At 69.9% G+C, this 26504-nt stretch carries 24 protein-coding genes; 5 read left to right on the top strand and 19 right to left on the bottom strand.

Annotation, left to right across the window (positions count from 1 at the left end):
* Nucleotides 1-280 precede the first annotated feature (280 nt).
* Nucleotides 281-907, bottom strand: a complete 627-nt coding sequence (locus tag LIN44_RS02060) for a DNA-3-methyladenine glycosylase I (RefSeq protein ID WP_227313342.1) — start codon at nt 905-907, stop codon at nt 281-283.
* Between the two features lie 105 nt (nt 908-1012).
* Here LIN44_RS02060 and LIN44_RS02065 point away from each other — a divergent pair, with 105 nt between their 5' ends.
* Nucleotides 1013-1369: a DUF2314 domain-containing protein gene (locus LIN44_RS02065; protein WP_227313343.1), complete on the top strand. Its 357-nt coding sequence runs from the start codon at nt 1013-1015 to the stop codon at nt 1367-1369.
* A gap of 69 nt (nt 1370-1438) precedes the next feature.
* On the opposite strand, the gene LIN44_RS02070 is transcribed toward LIN44_RS02065, so the two are convergent.
* Together LIN44_RS02070 and LIN44_RS02075 are read right to left on the bottom strand one after the other, a co-directional pair.
* The gene (locus LIN44_RS02070) at nt 1439-2749 is read right to left on the bottom strand and encodes an MFS transporter (RefSeq protein ID WP_227313344.1); all 1311 of its coding nucleotides are present in this window, start codon (nt 2747-2749) and stop codon (nt 1439-1441) included.
* Between the two features lie 82 nt (nt 2750-2831).
* Nucleotides 2832-3170: a hypothetical protein gene (locus LIN44_RS02075; RefSeq protein WP_227313345.1), complete on the bottom strand. Its 339-nt coding sequence runs from the start codon at nt 3168-3170 to the stop codon at nt 2832-2834.
* A gap of 272 nt (nt 3171-3442) precedes the next feature.
* Between LIN44_RS02075 and LIN44_RS02080 the strand changes: the two genes are divergently transcribed.
* Nucleotides 3443-4327, top strand: coding sequence for a class III extradiol ring-cleavage dioxygenase (locus tag LIN44_RS02080; protein WP_227313346.1), 885 nt, complete (start codon nt 3443-3445; stop codon nt 4325-4327).
* Nucleotides 4328-4331: 4 nt separating this feature from the next.
* On the opposite strand, the gene LIN44_RS02085 is transcribed toward LIN44_RS02080, so the two are convergent.
* The 4 genes from LIN44_RS02085 to LIN44_RS02100 form a co-directional block, all read right to left on the bottom strand.
* Entirely contained in the window at nt 4332-5543 is a 1212-nt protein-coding gene (locus LIN44_RS02085; RefSeq protein ID WP_227313347.1) for an MFS transporter, read from the bottom strand.
* Nucleotides 5540-6829, bottom strand: a complete 1290-nt coding sequence (locus tag LIN44_RS02090; protein ID WP_227313348.1) for an MFS transporter — start codon at nt 6827-6829, stop codon at nt 5540-5542. Before LIN44_RS02090 ends, LIN44_RS02085 begins: the two co-directional genes overlap by 4 nt.
* 99 nt (nt 6830-6928) lie before the next feature.
* On the bottom strand, nt 6929-7348 hold the full coding sequence (locus LIN44_RS02095) for a VOC family protein (protein ID WP_227314320.1): 420 nt from the start codon (nt 7346-7348) through the stop codon (nt 6929-6931).
* A gap of 4 nt (nt 7349-7352) precedes the next feature.
* The gene (locus tag LIN44_RS02100) at nt 7353-7703 is read right to left on the bottom strand and encodes a GFA family protein (RefSeq protein WP_227313349.1); all 351 of its coding nucleotides are present in this window, start codon (nt 7701-7703) and stop codon (nt 7353-7355) included.
* Between the two features lie 189 nt (nt 7704-7892).
* Here LIN44_RS02100 and LIN44_RS02105 point away from each other — a divergent pair, with 189 nt between their 5' ends.
* Nucleotides 7893-8504, top strand: a complete 612-nt coding sequence (locus LIN44_RS02105) for an HD domain-containing protein (protein ID WP_227313350.1) — start codon at nt 7893-7895, stop codon at nt 8502-8504.
* Nucleotides 8505-8660: 156 nt separating this feature from the next.
* Here LIN44_RS02105 and LIN44_RS02110 read toward each other — a convergent pair whose 3' ends face one another.
* Entirely contained in the window at nt 8661-12266 is a 3606-nt protein-coding gene (locus tag LIN44_RS02110; protein WP_227313351.1) for an indolepyruvate ferredoxin oxidoreductase family protein, read from the bottom strand.
* A 339-nt stretch (nt 12267-12605) separates the two neighbouring features.
* Between LIN44_RS02110 and LIN44_RS02115 the strand changes: the two genes are divergently transcribed.
* Nucleotides 12606-13895, top strand: coding sequence for an NYN domain-containing protein (locus tag LIN44_RS02115; protein ID WP_227313352.1), 1290 nt, complete (start codon nt 12606-12608; stop codon nt 13893-13895).
* A gap of 204 nt (nt 13896-14099) precedes the next feature.
* Here LIN44_RS02115 and gspF read toward each other — a convergent pair whose 3' ends face one another.
* The 11 genes from gspF to gspG form a co-directional block, all read right to left on the bottom strand.
* On the bottom strand, nt 14100-15317 hold the full coding sequence (gspF, locus tag LIN44_RS02120) for a type II secretion system inner membrane protein GspF (protein ID WP_227313353.1): 1218 nt from the start codon (nt 15315-15317) through the stop codon (nt 14100-14102).
* A 15-nt stretch (nt 15318-15332) separates the two neighbouring features.
* The gene (gene gspE / locus LIN44_RS02125; RefSeq protein ID WP_227314321.1) at nt 15333-16808 is read right to left on the bottom strand and encodes a type II secretion system ATPase GspE; all 1476 of its coding nucleotides are present in this window, start codon (nt 16806-16808) and stop codon (nt 15333-15335) included.
* A gap of 107 nt (nt 16809-16915) precedes the next feature.
* On the bottom strand, nt 16916-19402 hold the full coding sequence (gspD, locus tag LIN44_RS02130; protein WP_227313354.1) for a type II secretion system secretin GspD: 2487 nt from the start codon (nt 19400-19402) through the stop codon (nt 16916-16918).
* Between the two features lie 34 nt (nt 19403-19436).
* A complete protein-coding gene (locus tag LIN44_RS02135; RefSeq protein WP_227313355.1) occupies nt 19437-20246 on the bottom strand; it encodes a type II secretion system protein N in 810 nt (269 codons plus the stop codon).
* Nucleotides 20246-20860 (bottom strand): type II secretion system protein M, encoded by a 615-nt coding sequence (locus tag LIN44_RS02140; RefSeq protein WP_227313356.1) that lies wholly within the window; start codon nt 20858-20860, stop codon nt 20246-20248. The genes LIN44_RS02135 and LIN44_RS02140 overlap by 1 nt, the downstream gene beginning before the upstream one ends.
* Before the next feature lie 16 nt (nt 20861-20876).
* The gene (gene gspL, locus LIN44_RS02145) at nt 20877-22322 is read right to left on the bottom strand and encodes a type II secretion system protein GspL (RefSeq protein WP_227313357.1); all 1446 of its coding nucleotides are present in this window, start codon (nt 22320-22322) and stop codon (nt 20877-20879) included.
* A 270-nt stretch (nt 22323-22592) separates the two neighbouring features.
* A complete protein-coding gene (gspK, locus tag LIN44_RS02150) occupies nt 22593-23651 on the bottom strand; it encodes a type II secretion system minor pseudopilin GspK (RefSeq protein WP_227313358.1) in 1059 nt (352 codons plus the stop codon).
* Entirely contained in the window at nt 23648-24355 is a 708-nt protein-coding gene (locus LIN44_RS02155; RefSeq protein WP_227313359.1) for a type II secretion system protein J, read from the bottom strand. The genes gspK and LIN44_RS02155 overlap by 4 nt, the downstream gene beginning before the upstream one ends.
* Entirely contained in the window at nt 24333-24746 is a 414-nt protein-coding gene (gspI, locus tag LIN44_RS02160) for a type II secretion system minor pseudopilin GspI (RefSeq protein ID WP_227313360.1), read from the bottom strand. Before gspI ends, LIN44_RS02155 begins: the two co-directional genes overlap by 23 nt.
* On the bottom strand, nt 24743-25243 hold the full coding sequence (locus tag LIN44_RS02165; protein WP_227313361.1) for a GspH/FimT family pseudopilin: 501 nt from the start codon (nt 25241-25243) through the stop codon (nt 24743-24745). Before LIN44_RS02165 ends, gspI begins: the two co-directional genes overlap by 4 nt.
* A 33-nt stretch (nt 25244-25276) precedes the next feature.
* A complete protein-coding gene (gene gspG, locus LIN44_RS02170; protein WP_012354175.1) occupies nt 25277-25738 on the bottom strand; it encodes a type II secretion system major pseudopilin GspG in 462 nt (153 codons plus the stop codon).
* Between the two features lie 243 nt (nt 25739-25981).
* Here gspG and LIN44_RS02175 point away from each other — a divergent pair, with 243 nt between their 5' ends.
* A complete protein-coding gene (locus tag LIN44_RS02175; protein ID WP_227313362.1) occupies nt 25982-26434 on the top strand; it encodes an Rrf2 family transcriptional regulator in 453 nt (150 codons plus the stop codon).
* Nucleotides 26435-26504: the final 70 nt, after the last annotated feature.

A 26504-nucleotide genomic window follows, 5' to 3' on the forward strand; every position in this document is an offset into this window, starting at 1 on the left:
ACGCGCTGTGGGACGTATACGGACAACTTGCCGGGGCGCGCGGCAGATGTATACGTTGCCGCCGTCTTGTCCCGGCAAATAAGGGTTATCCCGGAGCCGTTATCTTTGCTGCAAGTCACTGACCCGAAAGGGAAAAGGTGACTTATCCACGGCTCGCGGCGAGGTTTACCTACTACTACTATGTTTACATACGTAAACAATATAAAGGTCATCACCATGACCTTTGCGTCGGATGAAGATATCCCGATGGGCACGTATACGCGGCGGGGATGTATACCGGCTAGCGCGGCACCTTGAACGCCTTGCGCGCGGCCAGCACCTGCGCGCGCGTGGCGCAGCCTTCCTGATGATCGTTGACCAGGCCCATGGCCTGCATCAGCGCATACATCGTGGTGGGGCCGACGAAACGCCAGCCGCGCTTCTTCAGGTCTTTCGACAGCGCGGTGGACTCCGGCGAAGTGGCCATGGTCCGCAGCACCTCGGGCGTCAGCACCTTGGGCCGGCTGGCCGGATCGGGCTCGAAGCGCCAGAAGTAGGCCGCCAGCGAGGACTCCGATTCCAGCAGTTCGCGCGCGCGCCGGGCATTGTTGATCGCGGCCTCGATCTTGCCGCGATGGCGCACGATGCCGGCATCGCCCAGCAGGCGCGCGATATCGCGCTCGGTGAAGCGCGCTACCTTCTCGATGTCGAAATTGGCAAACGCCTTGCGGAAGGCTTCGCGCTTGCGCAGGATGGTCAGCCAGCTGAGGCCGGACTGGAATCCCTCCAGGCACAGCTTCTCGAACAGCCGGCGGTCGTCGGCGACCGGAAAGCCCCACTCGGTATCGTGGTAGTGGCAATAGTCCTCCAGCGTGCCGCACCAGCCGCAGCGCACCGGCGCGGCCAGCGCTTCCTTGTTGCTCGTCATGCGTACCTTTCCAGTATGGAATGAATGGGGCGCCGGGCTGGCCCTCGCCGGCCGGCGCATTTGCTGCGATCATGCCCGCACCCGAGAGATTGCGGAAGGCTGAAAATGGACATGCGATTGACCACCCTGGACGAGGACGGATGGGAGCTCGACGACGCCGAGCCCATCGCCGCCGCCCACCCCGACACCTTCTGGATGCCGCCGCGCGCGGAACGCGACGCGCTCGCCGCGGGCCAGCAGGTCAAGCTGATCTTCCGCATCCTGGTCGCGGACGAGGCCGGCAACGAGGAAGTCCACGTCGAGCGGATGTGGGTCAATGTCACCGGCCGTGAAGGCCAGCTCTATACCGGCGAGCTCGACAACCAGCCGTACTGCACCGACGAGATGAACCCCGGCATGCCGCTGTGTTTCGAGGCCAGGCATGTGATCAATATCTATCGCGAAGGCGACGAGGACGCGTGAGCGGCCGCCGGCGGGCGACAAAAAAGCCAGCCGCGAGGCTGGCTTTTGCGTTGCGGAGGCACGACGCGCTCAGGCCAGCCGCTTGCCGGTCCGGTCGTGCATGAACACCAGCGCGACAAAGCTCACCGCGGCGGCGGCGATCACATAGTAGGCCGGCGCCAGCTTGTTCTGGCTCGACTCGATCAGCCAGGTCACGATCAGCGGGGCAAAGCCGCCGAAGATGGTCACGGCGAAGTTATAGGCCAGCGACAGGCCGGTCGAGCGTACTTCGGTCGGGAACTGTTCGGCCAGCACCGCCGGCGCCGGACCGGTAAAGGCCGCCAGCAGGATGCCCAGCACGATCTGCACCTGCAGCAGCGTCTGCGTGGTCGGCGCGACGTTGAGCCAGTGGAACAGCGGATAGGCGAGCACGCCGATCAGCAGCGCCACCACGCCCAGCATGCGCTTGCGGCCGACGCGGTCCGACAGCATGCCCATCAGCGGGCACAGCACCAGGATGATGGCGCCGCACAGCGCGGTCGACTGGAACGTGGCGCCCAGCGGCAGGCCCAGCTGCTGCTTGGCGTACGACGGCATGTAGAACACCAGCACGTAGGTGCAGACCGTCCACAGGATGGTCACGCCGAGGCCGGCCAGCACTTCGCGCGGGTGGTCGCGCAGCACCTGCGACAACGGCGAGAACTTCACCTTGGCGGCGCGGCGGGCGGCCTGGCGCGCTTCGAACTCGGGCGGCTCGTGCAGGTGCGAGCGGATATACATGCCCACCGGGCCGATCAGCAGGCCGAACAGGAACGGGATGCGCCAGCCCCAGGCGTCGATCTGCTCGGGCGACAGGCCGTTGGTGACCAGCGCGCCCATGGCCGCGCCCAGCATGAACGAGATGCCCTGGCTGGCCTGCTGCCAGCTGGCATAGGCGCCGCGCTCGGCGTCGGGCGCGTGCTCGATCAGGAAGGCGGTGGCGCCGCCCACTTCGCCGCCGGCAGAAAAGCCCTGGATCAGGCGCGCAATCACGATCAGCGCCGGGGCCCACAGGCCGATCTGGTCGTAGGTCGGGGCCAGCCCGATGATGGCCGTGCCCAGCGCCATCAGCAGGATGGTCAGCGTCAGCGCCGCCTTGCGGCCGACGCGGTCGGCATAGACGCCCAGCACGATGGCGCCGACCGGGCGCATGAAGAAGCCCACGCCGAAGGTGGCGACGGTAAGCAGGAACGAGGTCAGGTCATTGCCGGTGGGAAAGAACAGCTTGGCGATGATGACGGCAAAGAAGCTGTAGACGGTGAAGTCGAACCACTCCAGGCCATTGCCGATGGTGGCGGCGATGATGGCCTTGCGTCGGGTGGCGTTGGTCAGTTCTGGAACGGGGGCGGTAGTCGCGGTCATGAAGCGTTGGTGATGCGGGGAAACCGCCATATTAAGCGATTCCTTAATCCCGGGCCTCCACGCCCTCGTTCGCGGCTTCAGATCAGCCGGGCAGTGCAGGTTCAGTCGCCCGGTGGTCGGGCTTGGGCGGAGTTTCGGCGGCGCTCTCGGCGGCCGCCGAGCTGACGGGGGCGAGGCGGCGCCGCATGAGCCACAGCAGCAGCGCGCTGGCGACCCAGCCGGTCACGAATACCGTGTCCCCGGCCCGGTTCAGCCACGCGGCCGCGGCCGGCATGCCGGTCACCGACAGCAGCAGGCCGGCCGGCAGCCGCGCCAAGATCCACAGCGCGACGGCGGGCATGCTGCCGTAGACCCCCGGCTGCCACCATTGGCCGGGAATGCGGTTGTGCCGTCCGGCGCGGCGCGGATTGCGCGATGCCACCTGAGTCTCCTGCCCTGCGCACGGACAAAAAGGCCGTGGCGGTCTGCGTTGCGGAAGTTCCTGCGGAGCGCCTGTAACGGGCTTCCGGCTGCAGCATAAGCCTCTCGCATCGGCCAGGGTGCCGGTGCGGCGCGGGTTGTGTGGGCCGGGCCACGGAGCGTCCCGCGGGTTCAATTTTTTTGCATGAGGTGTCCGCAAACGGCGTCCGCGAGCGCCGCCCTTCTTTGCCAAACTGGAAGCCAGTACACAAACCGTTTGAAGGCGGTATTGCCATGCTTCCCTCGCTCTATATCTCCCACGGCTCGCCGATGCTGGCCATCGATCCCGGCCCCACCGGCGCCGCGTTCGAGGCGCTGGGCGCCCGGCTGCGCGCGCGGCGCCCGCGCGCGGTGCTGGTGATCTCGGCGCACTGGATCTACAGCACGCTGGCCGTCACCCGCCGCGAACGCCAGGAGGCCTGGCACGATTTCGGCGGCTTCCCGCGCGAGTTGTACGCGCTGCGCTACGACGCGCCGGGCTCGCCGGAACTGGCGGCGCGGGTGAAGGCGCTGGTCGAGGCGGCGGCGATTCCCGGCGCGGGCTTTGTCGGCCACGATGACGAGCGCCCGCTGGACCACGGCGCCTGGATGCCGATGCGCCACTTCTTCCCCGATGCCGACATGCCGGTGGTGCAGCTGGCGCTGAATCCCTACCTGGCGCCGGCGACGCAGATCGCCATCGGGCGCGCGCTGGCGCCGTTACGCGACGAAGGCGTGCTGGTACTGGCCTCGGGCAGCTTCACGCACAACCTGCAGGAAGTGTTTGGCGGCGGCCGGCGCGAACAGCATGGCCCGCAGGCCGAGCCGTATGTCGAAGCGTTCCGCAAGTGGATGGCCGAGGCGCTGGACCAGGCCCTGGCCACCGGCGACACCCGCCTGATTGCCGACTACCGTGCCCAAGCGCCGTATGCGCGCCGGGCGCACCCGACCGACGAACACCTGCTGCCGTTCTATGTGGCGCTGGGCGCGGCGCTGGGGCCCGAGGGCGCACAGCCGGCATTGCCGGAGCCGGCCACGGTGTCGCGGGTGGCCGACGAGGTCACTTATGGCGTGCTGGCGATGGACAGCTTCGTGTTCGAAGGCATGGGCGCCGGGGCGCCGTTGCGCGCCGCGGCCTGAAGGCTTACCGGCCCGACGGCGGGCGCGGCGGCTGCGGCGGCAGGTAGCGCCGCGCCGAGCGCGCGCCCGCCAGCGCGATCCAGCCCATGGTCAGCGCCACCAGGGCCAGGCCGGCGCGCAGGCTGGCCAGGTGCGCCACGCCGCCGATCAGCACCGGGCCCAGCAGCAGCCCGATGTAGGCGAAGCGCGCCACGCGCGCAATCGCTTCCGCCGGCGCCACGCCCGGCAGCCGCGACGCGGCGACAAAGAAGATCGGCACCATATTGGCCGCGCCCAGCCCCATCAGCGCGAAGCCTGCCAGCGCGGCCAGCGGCAACGGCACCGCCAGCGCCAGCGCAATGCCGGCAAAGCCCAGCCAGGCACTGCCGGTCAGCGTGGCGCTGTCGCCCAGGCGCGCGCGCAGGCGGTCGCCGCCGAAGCGCCCGCACGCCATGCCGCCCGAGAACGCGGCATAGCCCAGGCTGACCCAGCCATCGGGCGCCCGTGTCACATCACGCATGTAGACGCTGGTCCAGTCATACATCGCGCCTTCGCCGATCAGCCCGAGAAAGGCCAGCAGCCCCAGCAGCCATAGCGCCCGCACCGCATGGTCGCGATGGTGGGGCGCCGAAGGCGGCACCGGATGGTCGGCCAGCAGCCCCGGCAGCGTTGCCACCGCCACCGCCGCGGTCACGCCGGCCATCATCGCCGCATGCGCCAGCGGCGCCACGTCCAGCGCCAGCATCAGGCCGCCGAAGCCCGCGCCCGCCATGCCGCCGAGGCTGAACATGCCATGCAGCGACGACATCACCGGCCGCGTGCGGCTGGCCTCGACCGTGGCGGCCTGCGCGTTCATGGCGACATCGAACGCTGCATTGGCCATGCCGAATGCCAGCAGCGTCGGCAGCAGCAGCCAGAACGAGGGCATCGCCAGGATCGCCACCGTGGCCAGCGCGAACAGCAGCCCGCCCGCCATCGCGGCGCGCGCACTGCCGGCGCGCGCCACCCAGCGCCCGACCGGGCCCATCGCCACGATGGCGCCGCCGGCCACTGCCAGCATTGCCAGCGACAGCATCGCGTCGGACAGGCCGAAGCGGGCCTTGATGGTGGGGATATGCACGCCCCAGGTGGCAAAGGTGGCGCCGTTGACGAAGAACAGCGCCATGGTGCCGCGCGTGGCGCGCGCGACGCGGCCAGCGGGCAGCACGGTGGCGGCTGGCGTGCGCGCGCCGGTCATGGCCGGCCCGCGTCGATGCGCAGCAGCCCGCGCCGCTGCAGCGCGTAGCCGAAGGCCAGCAGCGCGGTCAGCGCAAGCGCCAGCATCACCCACAGCATCAGCCAGTAGCCCCCGGCCGCGCGCCACAGCAGCGCGCCCAGCCACGGCGCTGCCGCCTGCATCAGCAGCACCGGCGTCATCATCAGCCCGTTGAGGGTGGCGTAGTGGTGGCGCGAGATCAGCTCCGGCATCGCCATCGCGCGCAGCATGGTGTTGACGCCGTTGGCGCAGCCGTACAGCACGGCCGCCACCATCAGCCACGCGCCATGCCCCAGCGCGAAGCACAGCAGGCCGGCACTCATCAGCGCATAGACCGGCAGCGACAGACGCACCGGGTGGCGCACGCCCGCGCGCATCATCAGCATGCGGCCCGCCACCTGCGCCGGGCCGATCAGCGCCGCCACCGCCAGTTGCTGCGCCACCGGCATGCCTTTCTCCGTCAGCATCGGGATCAGGTGCGCGCCCAGCAGCGACGCCACCACCGCGGTCGCGGTAAAGGCCAGCACCACCGCCCAGAACACCGGCTGGCGCAGCGTGGCGCGGGCAATGTCGCGGCTGCCGGCGAGGCCGTCGGCGGCGCCGGTGCCGGAGTAGGAGGGATGCAGGGCGTAGCGCATGCGCGCATGCAGCGGCGCGCAGACCAGCAGGTTCAGCAACGCAAAGCCGACCAGCGTGGGCCGCCAGCCGAGATGCAGCACCAGCCATTGCGCCAGCGGCACGAAGATGGTGCTGGCAAAGCCGGCCATCAGCGTGACCGCGACGATCGGCTTCTGGTACTGGTCGCCATAGGCCTGGCGCAGCACCACGAAGGCGGGCTCGTACAGCGTGGTTGCCATGGCCAGCCCGAGCGGCACCCACATCAGCAGGAACACGGATTGCGACGGTGTCCACGCCCACAGCAGCAGGCCCAGCCCGGCCAGCACCGAGCCGGCGCCCATCACCTTGCGCGCCGGCGCGCGGTCCAGCAGCCGGCCGACCGCGAACGAGCACAGCGCCCACACCAGCAGCCCCAGCGAATAGCCGCCCGCCAGGAAGGGCTTGGACCAGCCCAGGCTGCCGATCATGGGGTCGATGAAGACGGTGAAGGCGAAGAACAGCGTGCCCCAGGAGATGGTCTCGGTCAGGCCGAGGATCCACACCAGCCGGCGCGGCGGCGTGGCGGGCCGGGCGGGTCCGGCGCGGGCCGGGCTGGCGTCAGGATCGGTGTCGGCAGCGTCCGTGCCGGTGCTGGCTTCGAGTGTGGTCATGGCGGGCCCGGCGGGGGATGGCCGCCATCGATGCGGCGCGCCTGGGACCAGTCGGAAATTGTAGCGATGCGGCGCGCGGCGCGCTGGTCGCCGCGCACGTTACTGTGCGGTCACCGGCGTGGGCGGCCCTTTCAGTTCGACCACGTTGCCGTCGGGGTCCTGCACATACAGCGACGGCCCCTTGCCTTCGGCGCCGAAGCGCTGCGCCACCTCGCCCGCGTCGATGCCATGCCGCGCCAGGTGCGCGCGCAGCGCCGCGGCATCGAAGGGGTCGATGCGCAGGCAGAAATGATCGAGGTTGCGGCCTTCGGCACCGGGCCCGGCGCCACCGGCACGGCCCAGCGGGCCGTCGAGCGCGACCAGGTCGATCAGGCTGTCGCCCGCGCGCAACTGGGTCAGGCCCAGGTCAGCCTGCTCGCGTTCGACGCTGCAGCCGAGCACGTCGACATAGAAGCGCTGCAGCGCGGCCACATCGGCGCTGCGCAGCACCAGGTGGTCGATGCCGAGGATGCGGAACATGGCGTCAGTGGTGCAGCCCGTCATAGTCGATCACCTTCAGGCTGTCCAGGTCGACATTGTCGAGGCAGCGCACATTGACCGCGGCCATCGGCTTGCCGTCCTTGTCCTGCCCATCCGCATACGGGCCGCAGCCGCACACCGGGCAGAAGCGGTGCGCGATCTTCATGGTGTTGAAGCGGTAGGTGGAGGCGTTGCTCTCCGGCGTCTCCAGCTTGAAGCTCGCGCGCGGCACGAACCACAGCAGGTGGCCGCGCCGGCGGCAGATCGAGCAGTTGCAGCGGATCACGCTGGGGATGCTGTCGGCCTCGACCGCGAAGGCGATGTTGCCGCAATGGCAGCTTCCGTTGAAGGTCATGTTGTCTCCTTGAGATACAGTCCGATCGAACCAAATCACATCAACGCTGCTGCGCCGCAATATGCCGGCACATTGTTTGGTTTTTGACAGTGTAGTGCGGCCACGGGTGCCACAATGCCCGCAAGCCGCTGCAAGACGATGGCGGCATGTTCGCGCATGCCCATGAATCGCCCACAAAAGGAGACCCGCATGAGCCACACCGACGCGCCTGCACGCGCCACCTTCAGCCATATGGAACACGGCACCCGCGACGACTGGGCCGCCATCTCCGCCGAGTTCATGCCGTACGCACGCGCACTGCCCGAGCGCGTGCTGGCGCACCTGCGCCTGCTCGACGGCGACTGCGGCGGCTTTCCGGTAGACCGGCTCACCCATTCGCTGCAGACCGCGACGCTGGCGCATCGCGACGGCCGCGACGAGGAATACGTGGTCTGCGCGCTGCTGCACGATATCGGCGATACGCTGGGCAGCTTCAACCATCCCGATATCGCCGCCGCCATCCTCAAGCCCTTCGTCAGCGCCGAGAACCTGTGGATGGTGGAAAAGCACGGCGTGTTCCAGGGCTACTACTTCTTCCATCATCTCGGCCTCGACCGCAACCTGCGCGAGCAATACCGCAGCCAGCCCGAGCTGTTCGAGCGCACCGCGGAGTTCTGCCGCAAATACGATGCCGCCGCCTTCATGACCGACTACGACACGCTGCCGCTGTCGTTCTTCGAGCCGATGGTGCACCGGGTGCTGTCGCAGCCGAAGCATTCGATGTACGTAAAGCCCGGCGAAACGACGCTGGCGCAGGCGTAAAGCGACGATTCACGCCGACCCACGGTGTTCCCCTCTCCCCGCATGGGGAGAGGGCAGGGTGAGGGGTGGTTTGGCAAGGCACCACGCATCGAGAGACTCCCGCCCTCTCCCCCGGCCCCTCTCCCGCGAGCGGGAGAGGGGAGGAAGAAGCGCGCCTCAAGCCGCCCGCTGCGCCGTCTCCGGATGCCGGAACTGCTCCAGCAGTTTCGCCCAGCGCCCGCGCACCGCCTTCAGGTTGTTCTCCTTCACGTGGCCGAAGCCGCGGATATCGTCGGGCAGGTTGGCCAGCGCCACCGCGGTCTCGTGGTTGGCGGCATTGAGGCCCGCCACCAGCTCATCCAGCAAGGCGCGGTACTCGCCGATCAGCGCGCGCTCGGTGCGGCGCTCTTCGGTCTTGCCGAAGATGTCGAACATGCCGCCGCGCAGTCCCTTCAGCTTGGCCAGCACGCGAAACAGCTTCATCGTCGACGGGCCGAACCTGCGCTTGACCAGGTGGCCCTTGTCATCGCGCTTTGACGTCATCGGCGGTGCCAGCCAGAAGTTGAGCTGGTAGTCCTTGCCCGGCTCGCCTTCGAACTGCGCGCGCAGCTTGTCGAGGAAGACAGGATCGGTGTAGAGCCGCGCCACTTCGTACTCGTCCTTGTATGCCATCAGCTTGGCCAGGTTGCGCGCCGCCGCCTCGGTCAGCGGCAGGGCCTTGCCGGTGCCGGGCAGCGCGCTCTCGGCCGCGCGCACGCGTTCGATCGCTTCGCGGTAGGTACGCGCGTAGGCGGCATCCTGGTAAGCCGTCAGGTGTTCCATGCGCCGGGCGATCAGCTTCTCCAGCATCGCGCCGCTGGAAGCCGGCATCCTGACCACTTCCGCGCCTTCCGCAGTGCTCTTCAGCTTGCCGGTCAGCGACAGCACGTGCTCCGGGTCATGCGCCATATGGCGGCCCCAGTCGAACGCGGCCTTGTTCTTGTCGACGGCCACGCCGTTCAGTTCGATGGCGCGCTCCAGCGCCTGCAGCGTCAGCGGGATCCAGCCCTTCTGCCAGGCGTAGCCCAGCACCAGCGGGTTGGTGTAGATGGCATCGCCCAGCAGCGCCACCGCCAGGCCGCTGGCATTGATGAAATCGCACTTGTCGCCGACCACGTTGCGCACGTCCTGCTCGGCCGACAGGCCCGGGAACTGCCACTTCGGGTTCTTGATGAAGTCCGCGGTCGGGGTTTGCGCGGTGTTGACCACGGCGCGGGTGCGGCCGGCCTGGGTCTTGGACAGGACTTCGTCGGTGGCCGACACGATGGCATCGCAGCCGATCACCAGGTCGGCCTCGCCCATGGCAATGCGGGTGGCATGCAGGTCGTCGGGACGCGCGGCCAGCTGCACGTGCGACAGCACCGCGCCGCCTTTCTGCGCCAGGCCGGCCATGTCGAGCACGGTGACGCCCTTGTTTTCCAGGTGCGCGGCCATGCCGAGCAGCCCGCCGATGGTCACCACGCCGGTGCCGCCGACGCCGGTGACGAGGATGCCGTAGGCGCGGCGGATCGCCGGCAGTTGCGGCTCAGGCAGCGGCGGCAGGCTGTCCATCGACACGCCATGCTGCTCGGGCTTGCGCACCTGCGCGCCCTCGGCCGTGACAAAGCTGGGGCAGAAGCCGTTCAGGCACGAGAAATCCTTGTTGCACGAGGACTGGTTGATCTGCCGCTTGGTGCCGAGCTCCGTCTCCAGCGGTTCCACCGACAGGCAGTTGGACTTGACCGAGCAGTCGCCGCAGCCCTCGCACACCGCATCATTGATAAAGGCGCGGCGCGGCGGGTCTTCCATGGTGCCGCGCTTGCGGCGGCGGCGTTTCTCGGTGGCGCAGGTCTGGTCGTAGATCAGGATGGTGCAGCCCGGCACCTCGCGCAGCTCGCGCTGCACGCGGTCGAGCTGGTCGCGGTGATGGATGTCGATGCCCTGGGGCAGCTTGACGGCTGCGTTGTACTTCTCGGGCTGGTCGCTGACGATGACGATCTGCTTCGCGCCTTCGCTGTGCACCTGCCAGGCGATGTCCCGCACCGACAGCTGGCCGTCCACCGGCTGGCCGCCGGTCATCGCCACGGCGTCGTTGTACAGGATCTTGTAGGTGATGTTGACCCCCGCGGCGATCGACGCGCGGATCGCCAGCAGCCCCGAGTGGAAGTAGGTGCCGTCGCCGAGGTTGGCGAACACATGCTTGTCGCCGGCAAACGGTGCCTGGCCGATCCATGCCACGCCTTCGCCGCCCATCTGGCTGAAGGTGCTGGTGCTGCGGTCCATCCACACCGTCATGTAGTGGCAGCCGATGCCGGCCAGCGCGCGCGAGCCCTCGGGCACGTTGGTCGAGGTATTGTGCGGGCAGCCCGAGCAGAACCACGGCTTGCGCTCTGCCTTCTGCTGTCCGACCACGCGCGGCGTGGCCAGCGCCTTTTCCTTGGCCTCGATGATGGCCAGGCGCGCGGTGATGCGCGCACGCACGTCAACCGGCAGGTCGAACTTGTCCAGACGCGTGGCGATGGCCTTGGCGATGATCGCCGGCGACAGCTCATAGTGCGCCGGCAGCAGCCAGTGGCCCTGCGGGATCGACCATTCGCCGCCGGCGTTGTCCTTCTCGTCGAACTTGCCGTAGACCTTGGGACGGACATCGTCGCGCCAGTTGTACAGCTCTTCCTTGAGCGCGTACTCCATGATCTGGCGCTTCTCCTCGACCACCAGGATTTCCTGCAGCCCTTCGGCAAAGGCGCGCGCGCCGTGCGCTTCGAGCGGCCACACGCAGCCCACCTTGTACAGCCGGATGCCGATCTGCGCGCAGGTGGCATCGTCCAGGCCCAGGTCGGCCAGCGCCTGGCGGGTGTCGAGGTAGGCCTTGCCGCCGGTCATGATGCCGAAGCGCGCATGCGGCGAGTCGATCTCGATGCGGTCCAGCTTGTTGGCACGCGCATAGGCCAGGCCGGCGTACCACTTGTAGTCGAGCAGCCGCGCTTCCTGCTCCAGCGGCGGGTCGGGCCAGCGGATATTCAGGCCGCCCGGCGGCATGATGAAGTCGCCCGGCAGCGCGATCTGCACGCGCTGCGGGTCCAGCTCGACCGAGGCCGACGATTCCACCACGTCGGTCACGCACTTCATCGCCACCCATAGCCCCGAGTAGCGGCTCATGGCCCAGCCGTGCAGGCCGTAGTCCAGGTACTCCTGCACATTGGACGGATACAGCACCGGCAGGCCGCAGGCCTTGAAGATGTGCTCCGACTGGTGCGCCAGCGTCGACGACTTGGCCGAGTGGTCGTCGCCGGCCAGCACCAGCACGCCGCCGTGCTTCGACGATCCGGCGGAGTTGGCGTGCTTGAACACGTCGCCGGTGCGGTCCACGCCCGGCCCCTTGCCGTACCACATGCCGAAGACCCCGTCGAACTTCGCATCGGGGTACATGTTGACCTGCTGCGAGCCCCACACCGAAGTCGCGGCGAGGTCTTCGTTCAGGCCCGCCTGGAACACGATATTGTGCGCGGCCAGGTGCTTCTTGGCCTTCCACAGCGACTGGTCCAGCGCGCCCAGCGGCGAGCCGCGGTAGCCGGAGATAAAGCCGGCGGTATTGAGCCCGGCGGCGTGGTCGCGCTCCTGCTGCAGCATCGGCAGGCGCACCAGCGCCTGCGTGCCGCTGATATAGATGCGGCCGCGTTCGAGCGTGTATTTGTCTTCGAGGGAAACGTTGGCGAGCGCCTGGCGGATGGCGTCGCTGACCGGAGAGGTCAGGGGGGCATTCATGCGTGCTCCTCTATGGGCGTGCGGTCGGGATCACCGACATCTACAGTTGTGGGCAACCGCCTGGTCGCCTCTTGTGAAGGCTCAGGACGGCTGTGTCTCTGCGCGGCATGGTAGCACCGCCACAAAATCGACGGTACCTTGCAATGCAGCACAAAGCATGCCGGTTATGCCCCTGATTTCCCGTATCGGCAGGCCTTGGCGTGTACACTGCGTTGCATCGAGAGCGCCCGTGCCGACGCCGGGCCGTCTCGCATGCGTCATATCTGCGTTGCCGTCCTGGTGCAACCCGATTTCTTGACCGCCCGCGCCGATGCGCGGCTTGCCAGCCAAAACCCGAACATGACCATTTCCCCTCGCCAGGGCACCGCAACCCTGGCCGTGCTGATCGACGCCGACAACGCGGCGCCCGCCATCGTCGAAGGCCTGCTGGCCGAGGTCGCCAAGTACGGCGTGGCCGCCGTCAAGCGCATCTACGGCGACTGGACCCGGCCCAACCTGGCCGGCTGGAAGGAACGCCTGCTGTCGCACTCGATCCAGCCGATCCAGCAGTTCCGCTACACCGTGGGCAAGAACGCGACCGACAGCGCCATGATCATCGACGCCATGGACCTGCTCTACACCGGGCGCTTCGATGGCTTCTGCATCGTCTCCAGCGACAGCGACTTCACCCGGCTGGCCTCGCGCATCCGCGAGCAAGGCCTGACGGTGTACGGCTTTGGCGAGCGCAAGACGCCCAAGCCGTTCGTCACCGCCTGCGACAAGTTCATCTATTCCGACGTGCTGCGCGCCGAGGTCGACACCGACGGCGCCGACGGCACCGACGGCGCCGCCGCGCCCACGCGCAAGCGCAGCACCGGCGAGCTGCGCCAGGACTCGCGCCTGGTGCGACTGCTGCAGAACGCCGCGCAGGCCGTGTCCGACGAAGACGGCTGGCTGACGCTGGGCAGCATGGGCAACCACATCGCCAAGCAGGCGCCGGAATTCGACTCGCGCAACTACGGCTACGGCAAGCTGTCCGAGCTGGTCGTGGCGACCGGGCTGTTCGAGGTCGAGACCCGCAACGGCGGCAACAACAAGACCATCTGGGTGCGGCTGAAGAAGCGCGCCAAGGGCGGCGAGCCGCAGCAGCGCGCGCCGCAGCCGCCGGCCCAGCATGCCGAGCCGGCGCGGCGCCAGCACGCGCCCGCGGAAGCAGTGGAGCCGGCCCGCGGGGCGGAGCCGCTGCCCACGCCGGAGACCGTTGCCCCGGAACCCGAGGCGCCGGCGCCAGCCGAGCCGTCCTTTGTCGCGGCCGATGCGGTGCAGGCCGAGCCCGAGCCCGAGCCGCGATCGGAGCCGCAACCGGTGCCGCCGCTGGAAGCCGCGCCCCAGCCCGACCCGGAGCCGCAGGCAGGCAACCGCACCGGCGCGCGCAAGCGCGCGGCGCGCCGGCCGGAGGTGACGCTGAGCGAGACGCCGTGGCCGATCGACCAGTCGGTGTTCGCGGCGCCGGGGACTACGGTGTTGACGGCGACGGTGGAGGCAGAACCGCAACCGGCCGCTGCTCAAGCCGAAACGGCACCGGCACCGGCACCGGCGCGCAAGACGCGCAAGCGGCCTGGAAAGAAGGCCGAACCGGCCGCTGAGTAACGCACCGCGCGGGTTTGCTCCCCTCTCCCGCGCGCGGGAGAGGGGCAGGGGGTGAGGGCAGGCGTGTGGCAAGCACGATGCGCCAGGACTTCGTGGAAGCTCCGGCCCTCTCCCCCAACCCCTCTCCCACTTCGCGGAAGAGGGGAGCCCTCATCAGGGGCGTCAGGCAATGCAAGCGTTGTCGGTATGCCGGCGCCAGCGCCGCTACCGCACCAGCTGATTGATCTCGATAATCGGCATCAGCACCGCCAGCACGATTAGCAGCACCACCACGCCCATGGTCAGGATCAGCAGCGGTTCCAGCAAACTGGTCAGGAACAGCGTGCGGCGTTCCAGTTCCTGCGCTTCGCCCTGCGCGGCGCGCTCCAGCATGATCGGCAGGTTGCCGGTGGCTTCGCCCGAGCGGATCAGGTGCACCAGCACCGGCGGAAACTGGTTCTGCGCCGCCAGCGCGCGCGCCAATGAGGCGCCTTCGCGCACGCGGGTGTTGGCGTCCTCCACGTTGGCGCGCAGCGCCTCGTTGGTCAGGGTTTCGCCGGCGGCCTGCAGGCTGCGCAGGATCGGCACGCCCGCGGACACCAGGATCGCCAGCGTGCCGGCGAAGCGCGCGGTGTTGTAGCCGCGCACCAGCTTGCCCAGCAGCGGCGCGGTCAGCAGCCAGCGGTGCCATTCCAGCCGCACCGCGGGCTGGCGCAGCAGCCGGCGGATGCTGAACGCGGCCACCGCGATCACCGCCAGCGCGGCCCACCACCAGTTGCGAACGAAATCCGACAGCCACAGCATGACGATGGTCAGCGTGGGCAGCTTCTGCTTGGTGTTGGCGAACACGCTCACCACCTGCGGCACCACGTACGACAGCAGGAAGATCACGATCGCGAACGCCACCACCGTGACGATGGCCGGATAGGTGAAGGCCAGCCGGATCTTGGAGGTCAGCGTGTTGCGCGATTCGATATAGCCGGCCAGCCGCTCCAGCACCACGCCGAGGTGGCCGGAGTGCTCGCCGGCCGAAACCAGCGCGCGGTAGATGTCCGGAAAATCGCGCGGATGCTGCGCCAGCGCGACCGACAGCGCGCTGCCGCCCATCACCTCGGCGCGGATGCCGGCCAGCAGTTCATGCACATAGGGCCGCTCGGCCTGGTCGGCGAGCGCGCCCAGCGCCTCGTCCAGCGGCAGGCCGGCGACGATCAGGCTGGCCAGCTGGCGCGTGAACAGCGCCTGCTCCTGCGTCGACAGTTTGCGCGCGAACAGCTGGCTGCCGCCGCGCGGCGCCAGGCCGGCGCCGGCCAGCGCATCGACGGTCAGCGGCGTCAGCCCGCGCGCGCGCAACTGGGTGCGCGCCTGGCGCGCGCTGTCGGCCTCGATCACGCCGCGGTCGGTCTTGCCGGCGGCGTCGGCGGCTTCATAGCGGAAAGCTGGCATGCGGGCGGCTCCGCGTCAGTCGCGCGTGACGCGCAGCACTTCCTCGAGCGAGGTCGCGCCGCTGTCGATCCAGCGCTGCGCGTCGCCGCGCATGGTATGCATGCCGTGCGCCAGCGCCACCTGCTTGATCTCCGATTCGGGCGCCTGGCGGTGGATCATGGTGCGGATTTCATCGTCCACCGTCAGCAGCTCATAGACCCCCATGCGGCCCTGGTAGCCAGACTGGCCGCACTTGTCGCAGCCGACCGGATGCCAGACCGTCTGCAGCGGCTTGCCCTGCGCCTGCAGCACCTCGGCCTCGGCGGGCGTGACCTCGATCACTTCCTCGCGCTTGCAGTGCGGGCACAGGCGGCGTACCAGCCGCTGCGCCAGCACCCCCAGCAGCGACGACGACAGCAGGAACGGCTCGATGCCCATGTCGACCAGCCGCGTCACCGCCGAGGCCGAGTCGTTGGTGTGCAGCGTGGCCAGCACCAGGTGGCCGGTCAGCGACGCCTGCACCGCGATCTGCGCGGTTTCCAGGTCGCGGATCTCGCCGATCATGACCACGTCCGGGTCCTGGCGCAGGATCGCGCGCAGGGCCTTGCCGAAGGTCATGTCGATGCGCGGGTTGACCTGGGTCTGGCCGATGCCGTCGAGGTCGTACTCGACCGGGTCTTCCACCGTCATGATGTTGGTGGTGCGCGCATCCAGCCGCGACAGCGCGGCATACAGCGTGGTGGTCTTGCCCGAGCCGGTGGGGCCGGTCACCAGCACGATGCCGTGCGGCTGGCGGATCAGGTGGTCGAAGCCGCGCAGCGTGTCGGGCGCCATGCCCAGCTTGGCCAGGTCGAGCCGGCCGGCTTCCTTGTCGAGCAGGCGCAGCACCGCGCGCTCGCCGTGGCCGGTGGGCAGCGTCGACACCCGCACGTCGACCGGCCGCCCGCCCACGCGCAGCGTGATGCGGCCGTCCTGCGGCAGCCGTTTCTCGGCAATGTCGAGCTGCGCCATGATCTTGATGCGCGAGATCAGCGCGCCGTGCAGCGCCTTCTTGGGCCGCACCACGTCGCGCAGCGTGCCGTCGACGCGGAAGCGCACCACCGACGACGATTCGAACGGCTCGATATGGATATCCGAGGCGCCCTCGCGCGCGGCCTGCGTCAGCAGCGCGTTGATCATGCGGATGATCGGCGCATCGTCTTCGGATTCCAGCAGGTCTTCCACCGCGGGAATGTCCTGCATCAGGCGCGACAGGTCGACCTCGCCCTCGACCTCGCCCACCACCTGCGCGGCGCTGCCGTCCTGGCGGTTATAGGCGTCGGACATGGCATGCTCCAGCGCCTCGGGTTCCAGCACGCGCAGGCGCAGCGCGCCGTGCACGCGCGCCACTTCGGCCAGCGCCGTGGGCGAGGTGGCGCGGCTGACCCACACCTCGAGCCCGTCGGGACGCTGGTGCGCGATCAGCAGCGGCGCCTCGCGCGCGAAGCCGTAGGAAACCAGCCGCGCCGCCATCGGCGAGGGTGGCTCGAGTTCGGCCGGCGGGTTGATGCCGGCGCTGCCGGGGGTGGCGGGGGTGCCGGTGGAAAGAGCGGTCTGGACTTCGCTGGCCATGACGGGCCTCAGTACGGGAGTGCGGCTTCGCCGCGCTGGTTGAGCGGCTGCGGGGCGCCCGCCGGCGCTTGCGGCGCGGGTTGGGGCACGGGTTGCGGGACCGGTTCGGGCAGCGGTTGCGCGACCGCCTGCTGCGGCTGTGGCTGACCCGGCACGCCGGGCTGCGGCGCGCTCTGCGGCAGCGTCTGCGGCAAGGGCAGCGGCCCGGGCACGGCGCCGTTGTTGCGCGGGTTGACGAACGGCGTGGTCGGCGCGTCGGCCGGCGGCAGCATCGGCGTGTTGGTGTCCCGCACCATGATGTTAGGCGATACGAAGCCCTGCTGCTGCGCGCGCATATAGTCGTAGCGGTCCGCGGTCAGGCGGTCGGTGGCGCCGGCCGTGCGCATCACATAGGGCCGCAGGAACACCAGCAGGTTGGTCTTGGTGCGGTTCTTGTTCTCGTAGCGGAACAGGCCGCCGATCAGCGGGATGTCGCCCAGCAGCGGCACCTTCTGCACGCCGTCGCCATACGTGTCCTCGATCAGGCCGCCCAGCACGATGATCTGGCCGTCGTCGACCAGCACGTTGGTCTCGATCGAGCGCACGTTGGTGGTCGGGCCCTGGATCAGGTTGGCGGTGGCCTGCACCACGTTCGACGATTCCTGGAAGATCTGCAGCTTCACCAGCCCGCCGTCGGTGATCTGCGGCTTGACCCGCAGCGTGATGCCGACGTCCTTGCGGTCGAACGTCTGGAACGGCGTGACCGAGGCCGCGCCGCCGGTCTGGGCGTAGGAGCCGGTGGTGATCGGGATGTTCTGGCCGATCAGGATCTTGGCTTCCTCGTTCTCCAGCGTGATCAGGTTCGGCGTGGACAGCAGGTTGACGCTGCCGTTGGTGCCCAGCGCGCGCAGCAGCGCACCCAGCCCCATGGCGCGGTTGACGATGCCCAGGTTGAGGCCGCCGATGTCCTGCACCAGTCCCTGCGCCGCGGCGATGCCGGCGGTGCGGTTGCTGTCGGCGAGCGCCCCGGCCAGGGTCAGGTTCAGGATGTTCTGTCCGCCGGTGCCGAAGTTGGTGCCGGCAAAGACATTGTTGTTGCCGCCGGGCGAACTGATCAGGCCCTGCCACTGGATCCCCAGCTCGCTGGCCTGGGTCGCGGTCACCTCGACGATCATCGATTCGATGTAGACCTGCGCGCGGCGCGCGTCGAGGTCGTCGATCACGCCGCGCAGGTTGCGGTAGACCGGTTCGCTGGCGGTGATGATGAGCGAGTTGGTCGATGGGTCCGCCTGGATGATGCCGCCGGTGGTCGGCTGGGTATTGGTGCCGAACGAGGCGGCGAAGGCTGAGCTGCCCGAGGCGCCGGTGCCGCCCGCGGTGCCGGTGCCGCTGCGCATGCCGGTCTGGGTCGTGGTGGCGCCGCCGGTGAACTGGCCGCCGGTCGGCGTCGAGACATTGGTCATGCCCGCCGCGCCGCCGATGCCGCCAGGCTGAGCGCCGGGCTGGGTCGAGGTGGCGAAGCTGCTGTCGGCGGCGACGATGGCGCGCAGCGTGGCCGCCAGCTTGACCGCATCGGCGTTCTTCAGCGGCACCACCCAGATGTTGCCGGGGCGTGCGTAGGGCTGGTCGAGCTTCTGGATCAGCTGGCGCGCCTGCTGCAGGCGCGCGCGGCTGGTGGCGCGGATCATCAGCGAATTGCTGCGCGGCTCGGCCACCACCGAGGTGCGCAGGCTGGCATCGACGGCCGCGGCGCCGCCGCCGCCGGTCGCCCCCCCGGCGGCGGGATCGAGCAGCCGCTGCAGCACCGCCGCGGTATCGCTCGCCAGCGCGTGCTTGAGCGGCACCAGTTCGACCTCGCCCGAGGCCGGCGCATCGACCGCGGCGATGATGCGGGCGATGCGGCGCAGGTTGTCGGCGTAGTCGGTGATGACCAGCGTGTTATTGGCCGGATAGGCGGTGATGGTGTTGTTGGGCGCGATCATCGGCCGCAGCACCGGCACCAGGTTGTTGGCCGACTCGTAGTTCAGCCGGAACACCTGGGTCACTACCTGGTCGCCGCGGCTGGGGCTGCCGCCGATCACGGTGGGCGAGCCCTGCAGCTTGGCATCGGCCTCGGGCACGACCTTGGTGAAGCCGTTGCTCTCGACCATGGCATAGCCCTGCATGCGCAGCACCGAGCCCAGCGTCTGCAGCGCCTGCGCGCGCGAGACCGGCTGCTCGGTGACGAGGTTGACGGTGCCCTTCACGCGCGGGTCGATGACGAAGTTCTTGCCGGTGGCCTGGCCGACCGCCTTGATCACGGAGTCGAGGTCGGCGTTGACGAAGTTCAGCACCACCTGGTCGCGGTTGGCGGGCGTGACGTCGGGCGGTGCCGGCGGCGTGCCCTGGCTGCGCGCGGCCGGCGCCCCGGGCTGGGCCCACAGCGGCGCGGGGGCCAGCAAGGAGAGCCCGCAGAGCAATGCCACGGCGCGGGCGCAGGCGGTCTTGAAAACAGGTCGGTTGGCGTGGGTGGTCATAGTCATTTCCGTGGGCTGTGCGCTCTGCGTGGCATCAGAAACGCAGCCTAGTCACATTGTTGTCTCGTCGTCCCAGCAGGCTCAGCAGGCTGGTCAGCTGCGTGGCGGCCTCCGGCTCGGCATGCGCGGTGCCCTCGAAGCGCGCCTGCCGCCCGAGCGTGCCGCTACCCTCCAGGTGCAGCGGTCCATCGATGGTGCTCAGCTGCAGCTTGCCGGCGCCTGCGCCGGTCCAGTCGATCTCGGCCCGGTAGCTGCCCAGCGGGCGCAGCCGGCTGACCGCGGCCGAGACCTGTTCGATGCGCAGCGTCATATGGCCGCTCATGCCTTTGCCGGAGAAGCTGCCCTGCAGCGTGGACCAGTCCACCCGCATCAGGCCGTCCGGGCGCAGCGTGTTGAACGGCGCGCCGACGCCCTCGAGCAGCGAAGCCGGCAGCCGCATCGCGCCCGCCTGCGCGGTCCAGCCGCCCGGCGTCGCGGTGACCGCGACCGGCGCGGCCATGGCCTCGGAGTGGGTCAGCACCAGCCGCGCGCGCCCGGTCAGCAGCGGCCAGAACGCCAGCGTCCAGTGCAGCCGGCCGGGCAGCACGGTGGCGGTCTGGCTGCCGGCGCCGGCCGACAGCGCCAGCGTGGCGCTGCCGCGCCACAGCGAGCCGCTGGCATCGGCCAGCAGCACGCGTCCCTGCGTCTGCGTGGCGACGCGCGTGGCGATCCATGCCGCCGGCAGCATCGCCACGGTGGTTACCGCGGCCGTCGCCAGGCCCAGCGCGAGCCAGCGCAGGCGCCGCGCGGCGGCCGGCTGGCGCAGCGCGCGCCGCGGCAGGCGCAGGGTTTCCAGCCGCACCATCAGCTGCGGCCACCCGGACCCTGCAGGGTCGCGGTAACGTTCACCAGCGCGGTGGCGCCGACATAGACCACGCGCGCATCGATCACCTTCATGCGCTGCTGCTGGCGCACGTCCTGCAGCCAGGTGCTGACTGCCCCGAACGGGACCTTGTCCAGCTGCACCTGCACGCTGTTGTCGGCGGCGGCCGCTAGCCGCGTGGCCTTCAGGCCGTACTGGCCCAGGCTTTCCTGCAGCGCCTCGGTCAGCGCATCGCCGCGCAGCGACGGCGCCGGCGTGGCCTTGAGGCCGCGGGCTTCCTGCGCCAGCGTTTCCATCTCGGCCAGGTCGGCGCGCAGCTGCGGCAGGTTGCGCGCGGCCCGCTCGCGGCCGTCGGCGGCCGGCTCCCACAGCAGCAAGTAGCCGAGCACCAGTGCCAGCACCGCGGCCCCGCCGCCCAGGATGGCCTGCTCGCGCGGGTTGCGCGCCGACCAGAAGGCGTCGAAGCGTTCCCGCCACGCCTGCGGCACCGACGGGCGCAGCCGCGCCATGCGCGTGCGCAGCGTGGCGGCGCCGCTGCGGCCGGCGGGCGCGTGGCTGCGGGTGGAGCTGCGGGCGGAGTCTTTCAATGGGTTCATGTCGGGCGTGCGCCGGTCACAGGCCGGGCTTGATGGTCCAGCGCGAGCCGGGTGTCACGGGCGTGCCCGCGCTGGTGCCGGTGCTGCCCGCGGCATTGCCGGCCTTGTCCTCTTCCATCTGCAGTCCGGCCTGGCGCGCCGCGCTGCGCAGCCCGGCGGTGTCGGTGCCGGGCTTGAGCGTCACCACCAGCATGCGGCCGCGGTACTCGAGCGCCTGCAGCGCATCGGGCGGCAGCCGGCGCGCGGCCTGGGCGAAGCGGTCGGCCAGCGGCAGGAAATCATCGGGCGTGCTGCGTCCGCTGGCGATGCGCAGCTGCTCGACCTGCCGGCGCATCTGCAGCGGGGCGTCGATCACCGTCGGCGTCTGCGGGAAGGCGCCGCGCAGCGTCTGCGCCTGCGCCGCTTCCAGCCGTTGCTGCTCGTTGCGCAGCAGCAGCCAGTGCGCGTTCATGCCGATCAGCTGGACCAGCACCAGGCCCGCCACCAGCGCCAGCGGCAGGCGCCATGCCACCAGGTTCCAGCGGTCGGCGCGGCCCTGCGCGAATTCAAATTGTGCGAGGTCGAGCCCCGGTTCGCGCAGGCATTGCTGCGCTCCGTCTATCCACAGCTGCCAGCCGGCGCGCCCGGCCTGGCGCAGGCCCGGCACCGGCGCCAGGGCCGCGGCGTCGGCATCGGCATGCCAGGCGCCCGCGGGCGCCAGCGCCTGCCATGCGGCCAGCGCGTCGTCGCCCAGCAGCAGGCCGTAGCCGGTGTAGGCACCGGTGCGCACGGTCAGCTGCCACTGGCGCGCGGTGCGGCGGGCGGTGTCCGGCAAGGCTTCGCCCAATGCCTCGCCAAGCGCACCGCCTTCGGCGAGTGCGCTGGCGGCGGCCTCGACCACCAGCGTGGCAGGCTGCACCGCAGCCGGGGCCGCCCCGGGCGGCGCCAGCGTCGGTTCGGCGCCGGCTTCCTCTTCTGCGGGCGCGGCCAGCGGCACGCACAGCTGCGCGGCCAGCACGTGGCGGCGGCGATGGCGATGCTCGGCAAAGGCATCGAGCACCGCGCGCAGCCAGGCGCGGTCCGCCACCATCAGCAGGCGCTGGCGTGGTCCGCGGCCGGTCGCGGCGCCATCGAGGGCGGGGCCGATGCCGATGTGGCACGGCTGCGCGTCGGTGGCGAGGGCGTCCTCGACCAGGTTGGGCAGCGCCTGCTTCAAACGCGCGGGCGGCAGCGGCGGCACGCTGGCGCTGGTCAGCAGGACGTCGCTGGCGGCCAGGATCAGCACCAGTCGTTCCGCCGCGGGCAGGTCGGCGATGCGGGCGTGGCCTTCTCGCAACACTTCCGGTGCGGCACGAGGCAAGCCACGCCGCTTCGGCTCGGCCACCGCCGTGCGCACCAGCGCAAAGGGCAGGGCGCCGAACTGCCACGGTTGCGGCTGGTCATGCGGCCGGTGCGGCAAGCGCACGTACAGGGTGGTGCTCAAGGTGTCCTTGCTTTGGCTTCAGTAGAACGGCTCGATAAGGCGCATGGCCCATGGGGGTGCGCCCGGGATCGCCCCGGCGCAGGAAACTTGCCGGAGTGCGGGGATGCCGGCGGGCGGCCTGGGAGGCCGATCAGCGGCGAGCGGGCTGGTGTCAGGCTCGCGCCAGCGCCGCAGCATACCTTGCCTGCGTGACAAAATCGCGTCAATACCATTCTCCCCGGTTGCTCCGGTGTGCCGTTTCCATATGTGCGCCAGGCCGCCTTGCCATGGTCAGCGGAGGTCCGGCAGCCGGTCCGCGTCCTGGATCCAGACCACGCGGGTGGTGTTGGCCGCACCGAGCGGTTCGCCGCGGTAGATCAGCGACACCTGCAGCCGGCTGGCGCGCTCGTGCCGCACCAGCCCGTAGACCAGGAAGTAATGCGAGCGCACGTCGAGCAGGTTGCCCAGGTTGCCGCTGCTGGCCTGAGGCGCCAGCGCGGACAACTGCGTCTGCAGGTTGCCGATATTGTTGAAGTAGGCGCGGTCGCGCTGGCGCACCAGCTCGCGCGCGCGCTCCAGCGGCAGCTTGTCGATCATGGCGGCCAGCACCTCGGCCTCGGCGGTGTTGGCATTGACCAGGGTGCGCTCGGGCAGCACGATCACGAAGGGCTCCAGCACGGCCACCATCTCGGGGGTGTAGCCGGGCAGCGCCAGCAGGCCCTGCACGCTGTCGAGCGGGCGCGGCGCCTGCTGGCCGGAACTGTCGCCGCCCTGGCCGCCGTGGCCGCCCCGGGCGGCCTGCAGCATGTGGCGCGCGGTGGTCTCGGCCAGCGCCGGGTTCAGCCCCACGGTGCGCAGCAGCCGGCCGTAGGCGGCCTGCGCCGACTGGTCGATGTTGGCGACGCGCCCGACCGGGGCGCCCTGGCCGCCGGTGGCGGACCATGTCACCAGGTTGGCGAGGTTGAAGCGCGCCTGCGCATCCAGGATGCGCCCGGACAGGAACGAGGTCTCGCCCGCCACGTCGGTGCGCAGCGACGCCCCCAGGAAATCCGACAGGCGGGTCTCGGCGATCGGTACCGCCCACGGCTCGCCCAGTTGATCGACGTTGCTGCGGCGCTGGTCGTCGCGCAGGATCAGCCGCGCCCAGTCGACCGCGGCGCGCTCGATCCAGGTAGCCTGGGCCAGCAGCCGCTGGTTCTCGATGGCGCGGATCTGCACCTGCTGGCGCCACAGCATGCCCGACACCACCACCACCGCCAGCGTCACCATCAGCAGCGCGGTGACCACGGCGGCGCCGCGTGCGCGGCGGCGCAAGGGCCGGAAGCGGAAGCGGCGGCGCGCTTGCGTCATAGCCCGGACATGCAGATCTTCTGGAACTGCCGCGGCGCGTCGCCGTCGCCCATGCGGGCGAGGATGGTCAGTTCCACCGCGCGCACCGCGGTGTTGGGCACCGCCGCGCCGACGTCCGACGCCGCCACCGCGCTGGCCGCGTTGCCGCTGAACAGCACGTTGCGGATGCGGTTGCTGTCGGCCTGCCAGCCGCCGGGTTCGACCCAGGCGCGCGCGCCCATGCCGTCGACGTTGTCCAGCACGCGCCGCACCTGCGCGTTGTTGCCGCCGCCCTGGCGCAGCGCCAGCAGCGACGACTGCAGCGCCGCGCGGTTGCTCACCGGCGGCGCGGCCACGCGCACCAGGGTGTTGCCGTCAAGCTGGTACGACAGCGCCTGCCATGCCGGCGGCTGGCCTTCGTCGCGGCGGTCGCGCACCAGCAGCACGCGGTTCTGCGCGATCTCGACGGGGCTGGCCTGCAGCAGCGTAGGGTTGGCCAGGTGTTCGCAATCGGCCTGCAGCTGGCCGTACAGCACCTTCAGCGCATCCAGTCGGGCGTCATGGTCGATCAGCCGTTCGCGGCCGCGCGTCAGGCTGTCCAGCGCGCGCCAGCCGATCACGGCCATCACCGCCAGCAGCGTGATGGCGACCAGCATCTCCAGCAGCGTGAAGCCGCCGGCGGATCGGCGCCCGCGCCGGCGCTCACAGCACGTTGCGGATTTCATTGGGAACGATGGTGACGAGCCACGCCAGGCGCACCGACTTGTCGCTGGCAGACGGATAGACCGCGATCTCGACGCGGCGGAACACCGGATTGGGCGTGGCCGACACGGATTGCTCGCAGTACAGCGGCGTGCCGCCCTGCGGGCAGGCATAGCCGCTGACGCCGGGCTCGGGCCAGGCCTTGGCCAGGCGCAGCGAGGCCAGGTGGTTCTCGGCGCTCCATTCGGCCAGCATGCGGACCTGCAGCGATGCGCTGGCATCGACCATCGAGCCCATCGCGCGCATCGCCGCGGTCAGCGCCACCGCCAGGATGGTCAGCGCCACCAGCACTTCGATCAGCGTGAAGCCGGCCGCGCGGTCGCGCCGGCGTGCGGGCAAGCGCGGCGGCGTCATGGCGTGCTGGCGAAATAACGGCCGCTGCCGTCGCCGGCCACGTCCACGCGGATATCGCCGCGCACCAGCACCAGGCGCTGCGGGGCATCGATCAGCTCGCGCCCGAAGATCAGCCGCGGCGGGCTGTTGGTGCCGGTGCTGCGGCCGCCTTCGGCGACGATGACCTGGTCCAGCGCCAGGCGCCAGGTGCCGGGCGCGAACACGTCGGTGCGCAGCGGGATCCAGCCGTTGGGGGTCGACTCGAGGAAGCGCCAGCCGCCCGCGTCGCCTTCCCAGGCGATCGGGCGCGCGCCCAGTTGCGCTTCTTCCTGCGCCAGCTCGAACAGCCGCGCGATGCGCTGGCCGTCGTCAAGCACGCGGCCGCGCTCGTTGGGCGAGGCATTGACCGCGACCAGCGAGATCACGATGCCGGCGATCACCATGACCACCAGCAGTTCGAGCAGCGTGAAGCCGGGGTGCCGCTGCCGGGGGGCGCGGCGGCGCGGCGCCGTGGTCATCAGGGAAGCGGCAAGGGCGGGCGGCAGGGGCGCTTACTCCCAGTTGCCGATATCGGCGTCGTTGGCGTTGCCGCCGGCCTGGCCGTCGGCACCGAAGCTGAACACGTCGATTTCGCCGCGCACGCCGGGGTTCAGGTACTGGTACGGATGGCCCCACGGATCCTTGGGCAGCTTTTCCAGGTAGCCGCCACCCTTCCAGTTGTTGGGCACCGGCTCGGTGGTAGGCTTGGCGACCAGTGCGCCCAGGCCCTGTTCGGTGGTGGGATAGCGGCTGTTGTCGAGGCGGTACAGCTTGAGCGCCTGCATGATCGACGAGATATCCTGGCGCGCCGCGACGATGCGGGCTTCGTCCGGACGGCTCATGATCTTGGGCACTACCAGTGCCGCCAGCACGCCTAGGATCACGATCACGACCATGATCTCGATCAGGGTAAAGCCGCGCGCGCGGCGGGCAGGACGGGCGGGACGGGCAAGCTGGGAAGTGAATCTGCGCATTGTTGGTAAGACCTCTTTGCTGGAATGGCGGGACCCGCGCCAGGGCACTGGCGGGGCCGGGTTCGCCAATCAGTATAACCGGCGCCTTATGACTCTTTTATGGGCGGCCCCCGGCGGGGCTGCGGCGAAGTCTGTTGTGAATCACAATGTCGGCCGGCGCTTTTTTGGCGACCCCGCACCGTAGCACGCCGCGGAAAAATATAACTTGCATCCAGGATGCATCTTTTTTAACATGACGCCACGATGCAACTGACCCGCTTCTCCGACTATGCGCTGCGCCTGTTGATGTACGTCGCCCGTGGCGACGGCAGCCGGCCGATCACGATCGCCGAGGTGGGCCAGCAATTCGGCATCTCGCACAACCACCTGGTCAAGGTGGCGGCGCGGCTGTCGAAGCTGGGCTGGGTCAGCGCCACGCGCGGCCGCCATGGCGGCCTGCAACTGGGCCCCGGCGCCGAAAACCTGACCATCGGCACCATCCTGCGCGAGCTCGAAGGGCACCGGCCGGTGATCGACTGCGACAACCCGCCTTGCGCGCTGAACGGCAACTGCCGCCTGAAGCGCGCGCTGGACGTGGCCGAGCAGGCCTTCTACCGCGCGCTCGACGAGGTCACGCTGGCCGATGTCACCGGCAGCCACACCGCCGAATCGATCATCCGCCTGCATCATGATTTCCTGAACCGGCGTTCGGCCTGAGCGGATGGGATCCGCACGTGGCCGGCGAATGCCGGTTTTTTGTTGTCCAAAAACATGCATTTTGTTTGCA

It is taken from the genome of Cupriavidus sp. MP-37, assembly GCF_020618415.1.
Lineage (GTDB): Bacteria > Pseudomonadota > Gammaproteobacteria > Burkholderiales > Burkholderiaceae > Cupriavidus.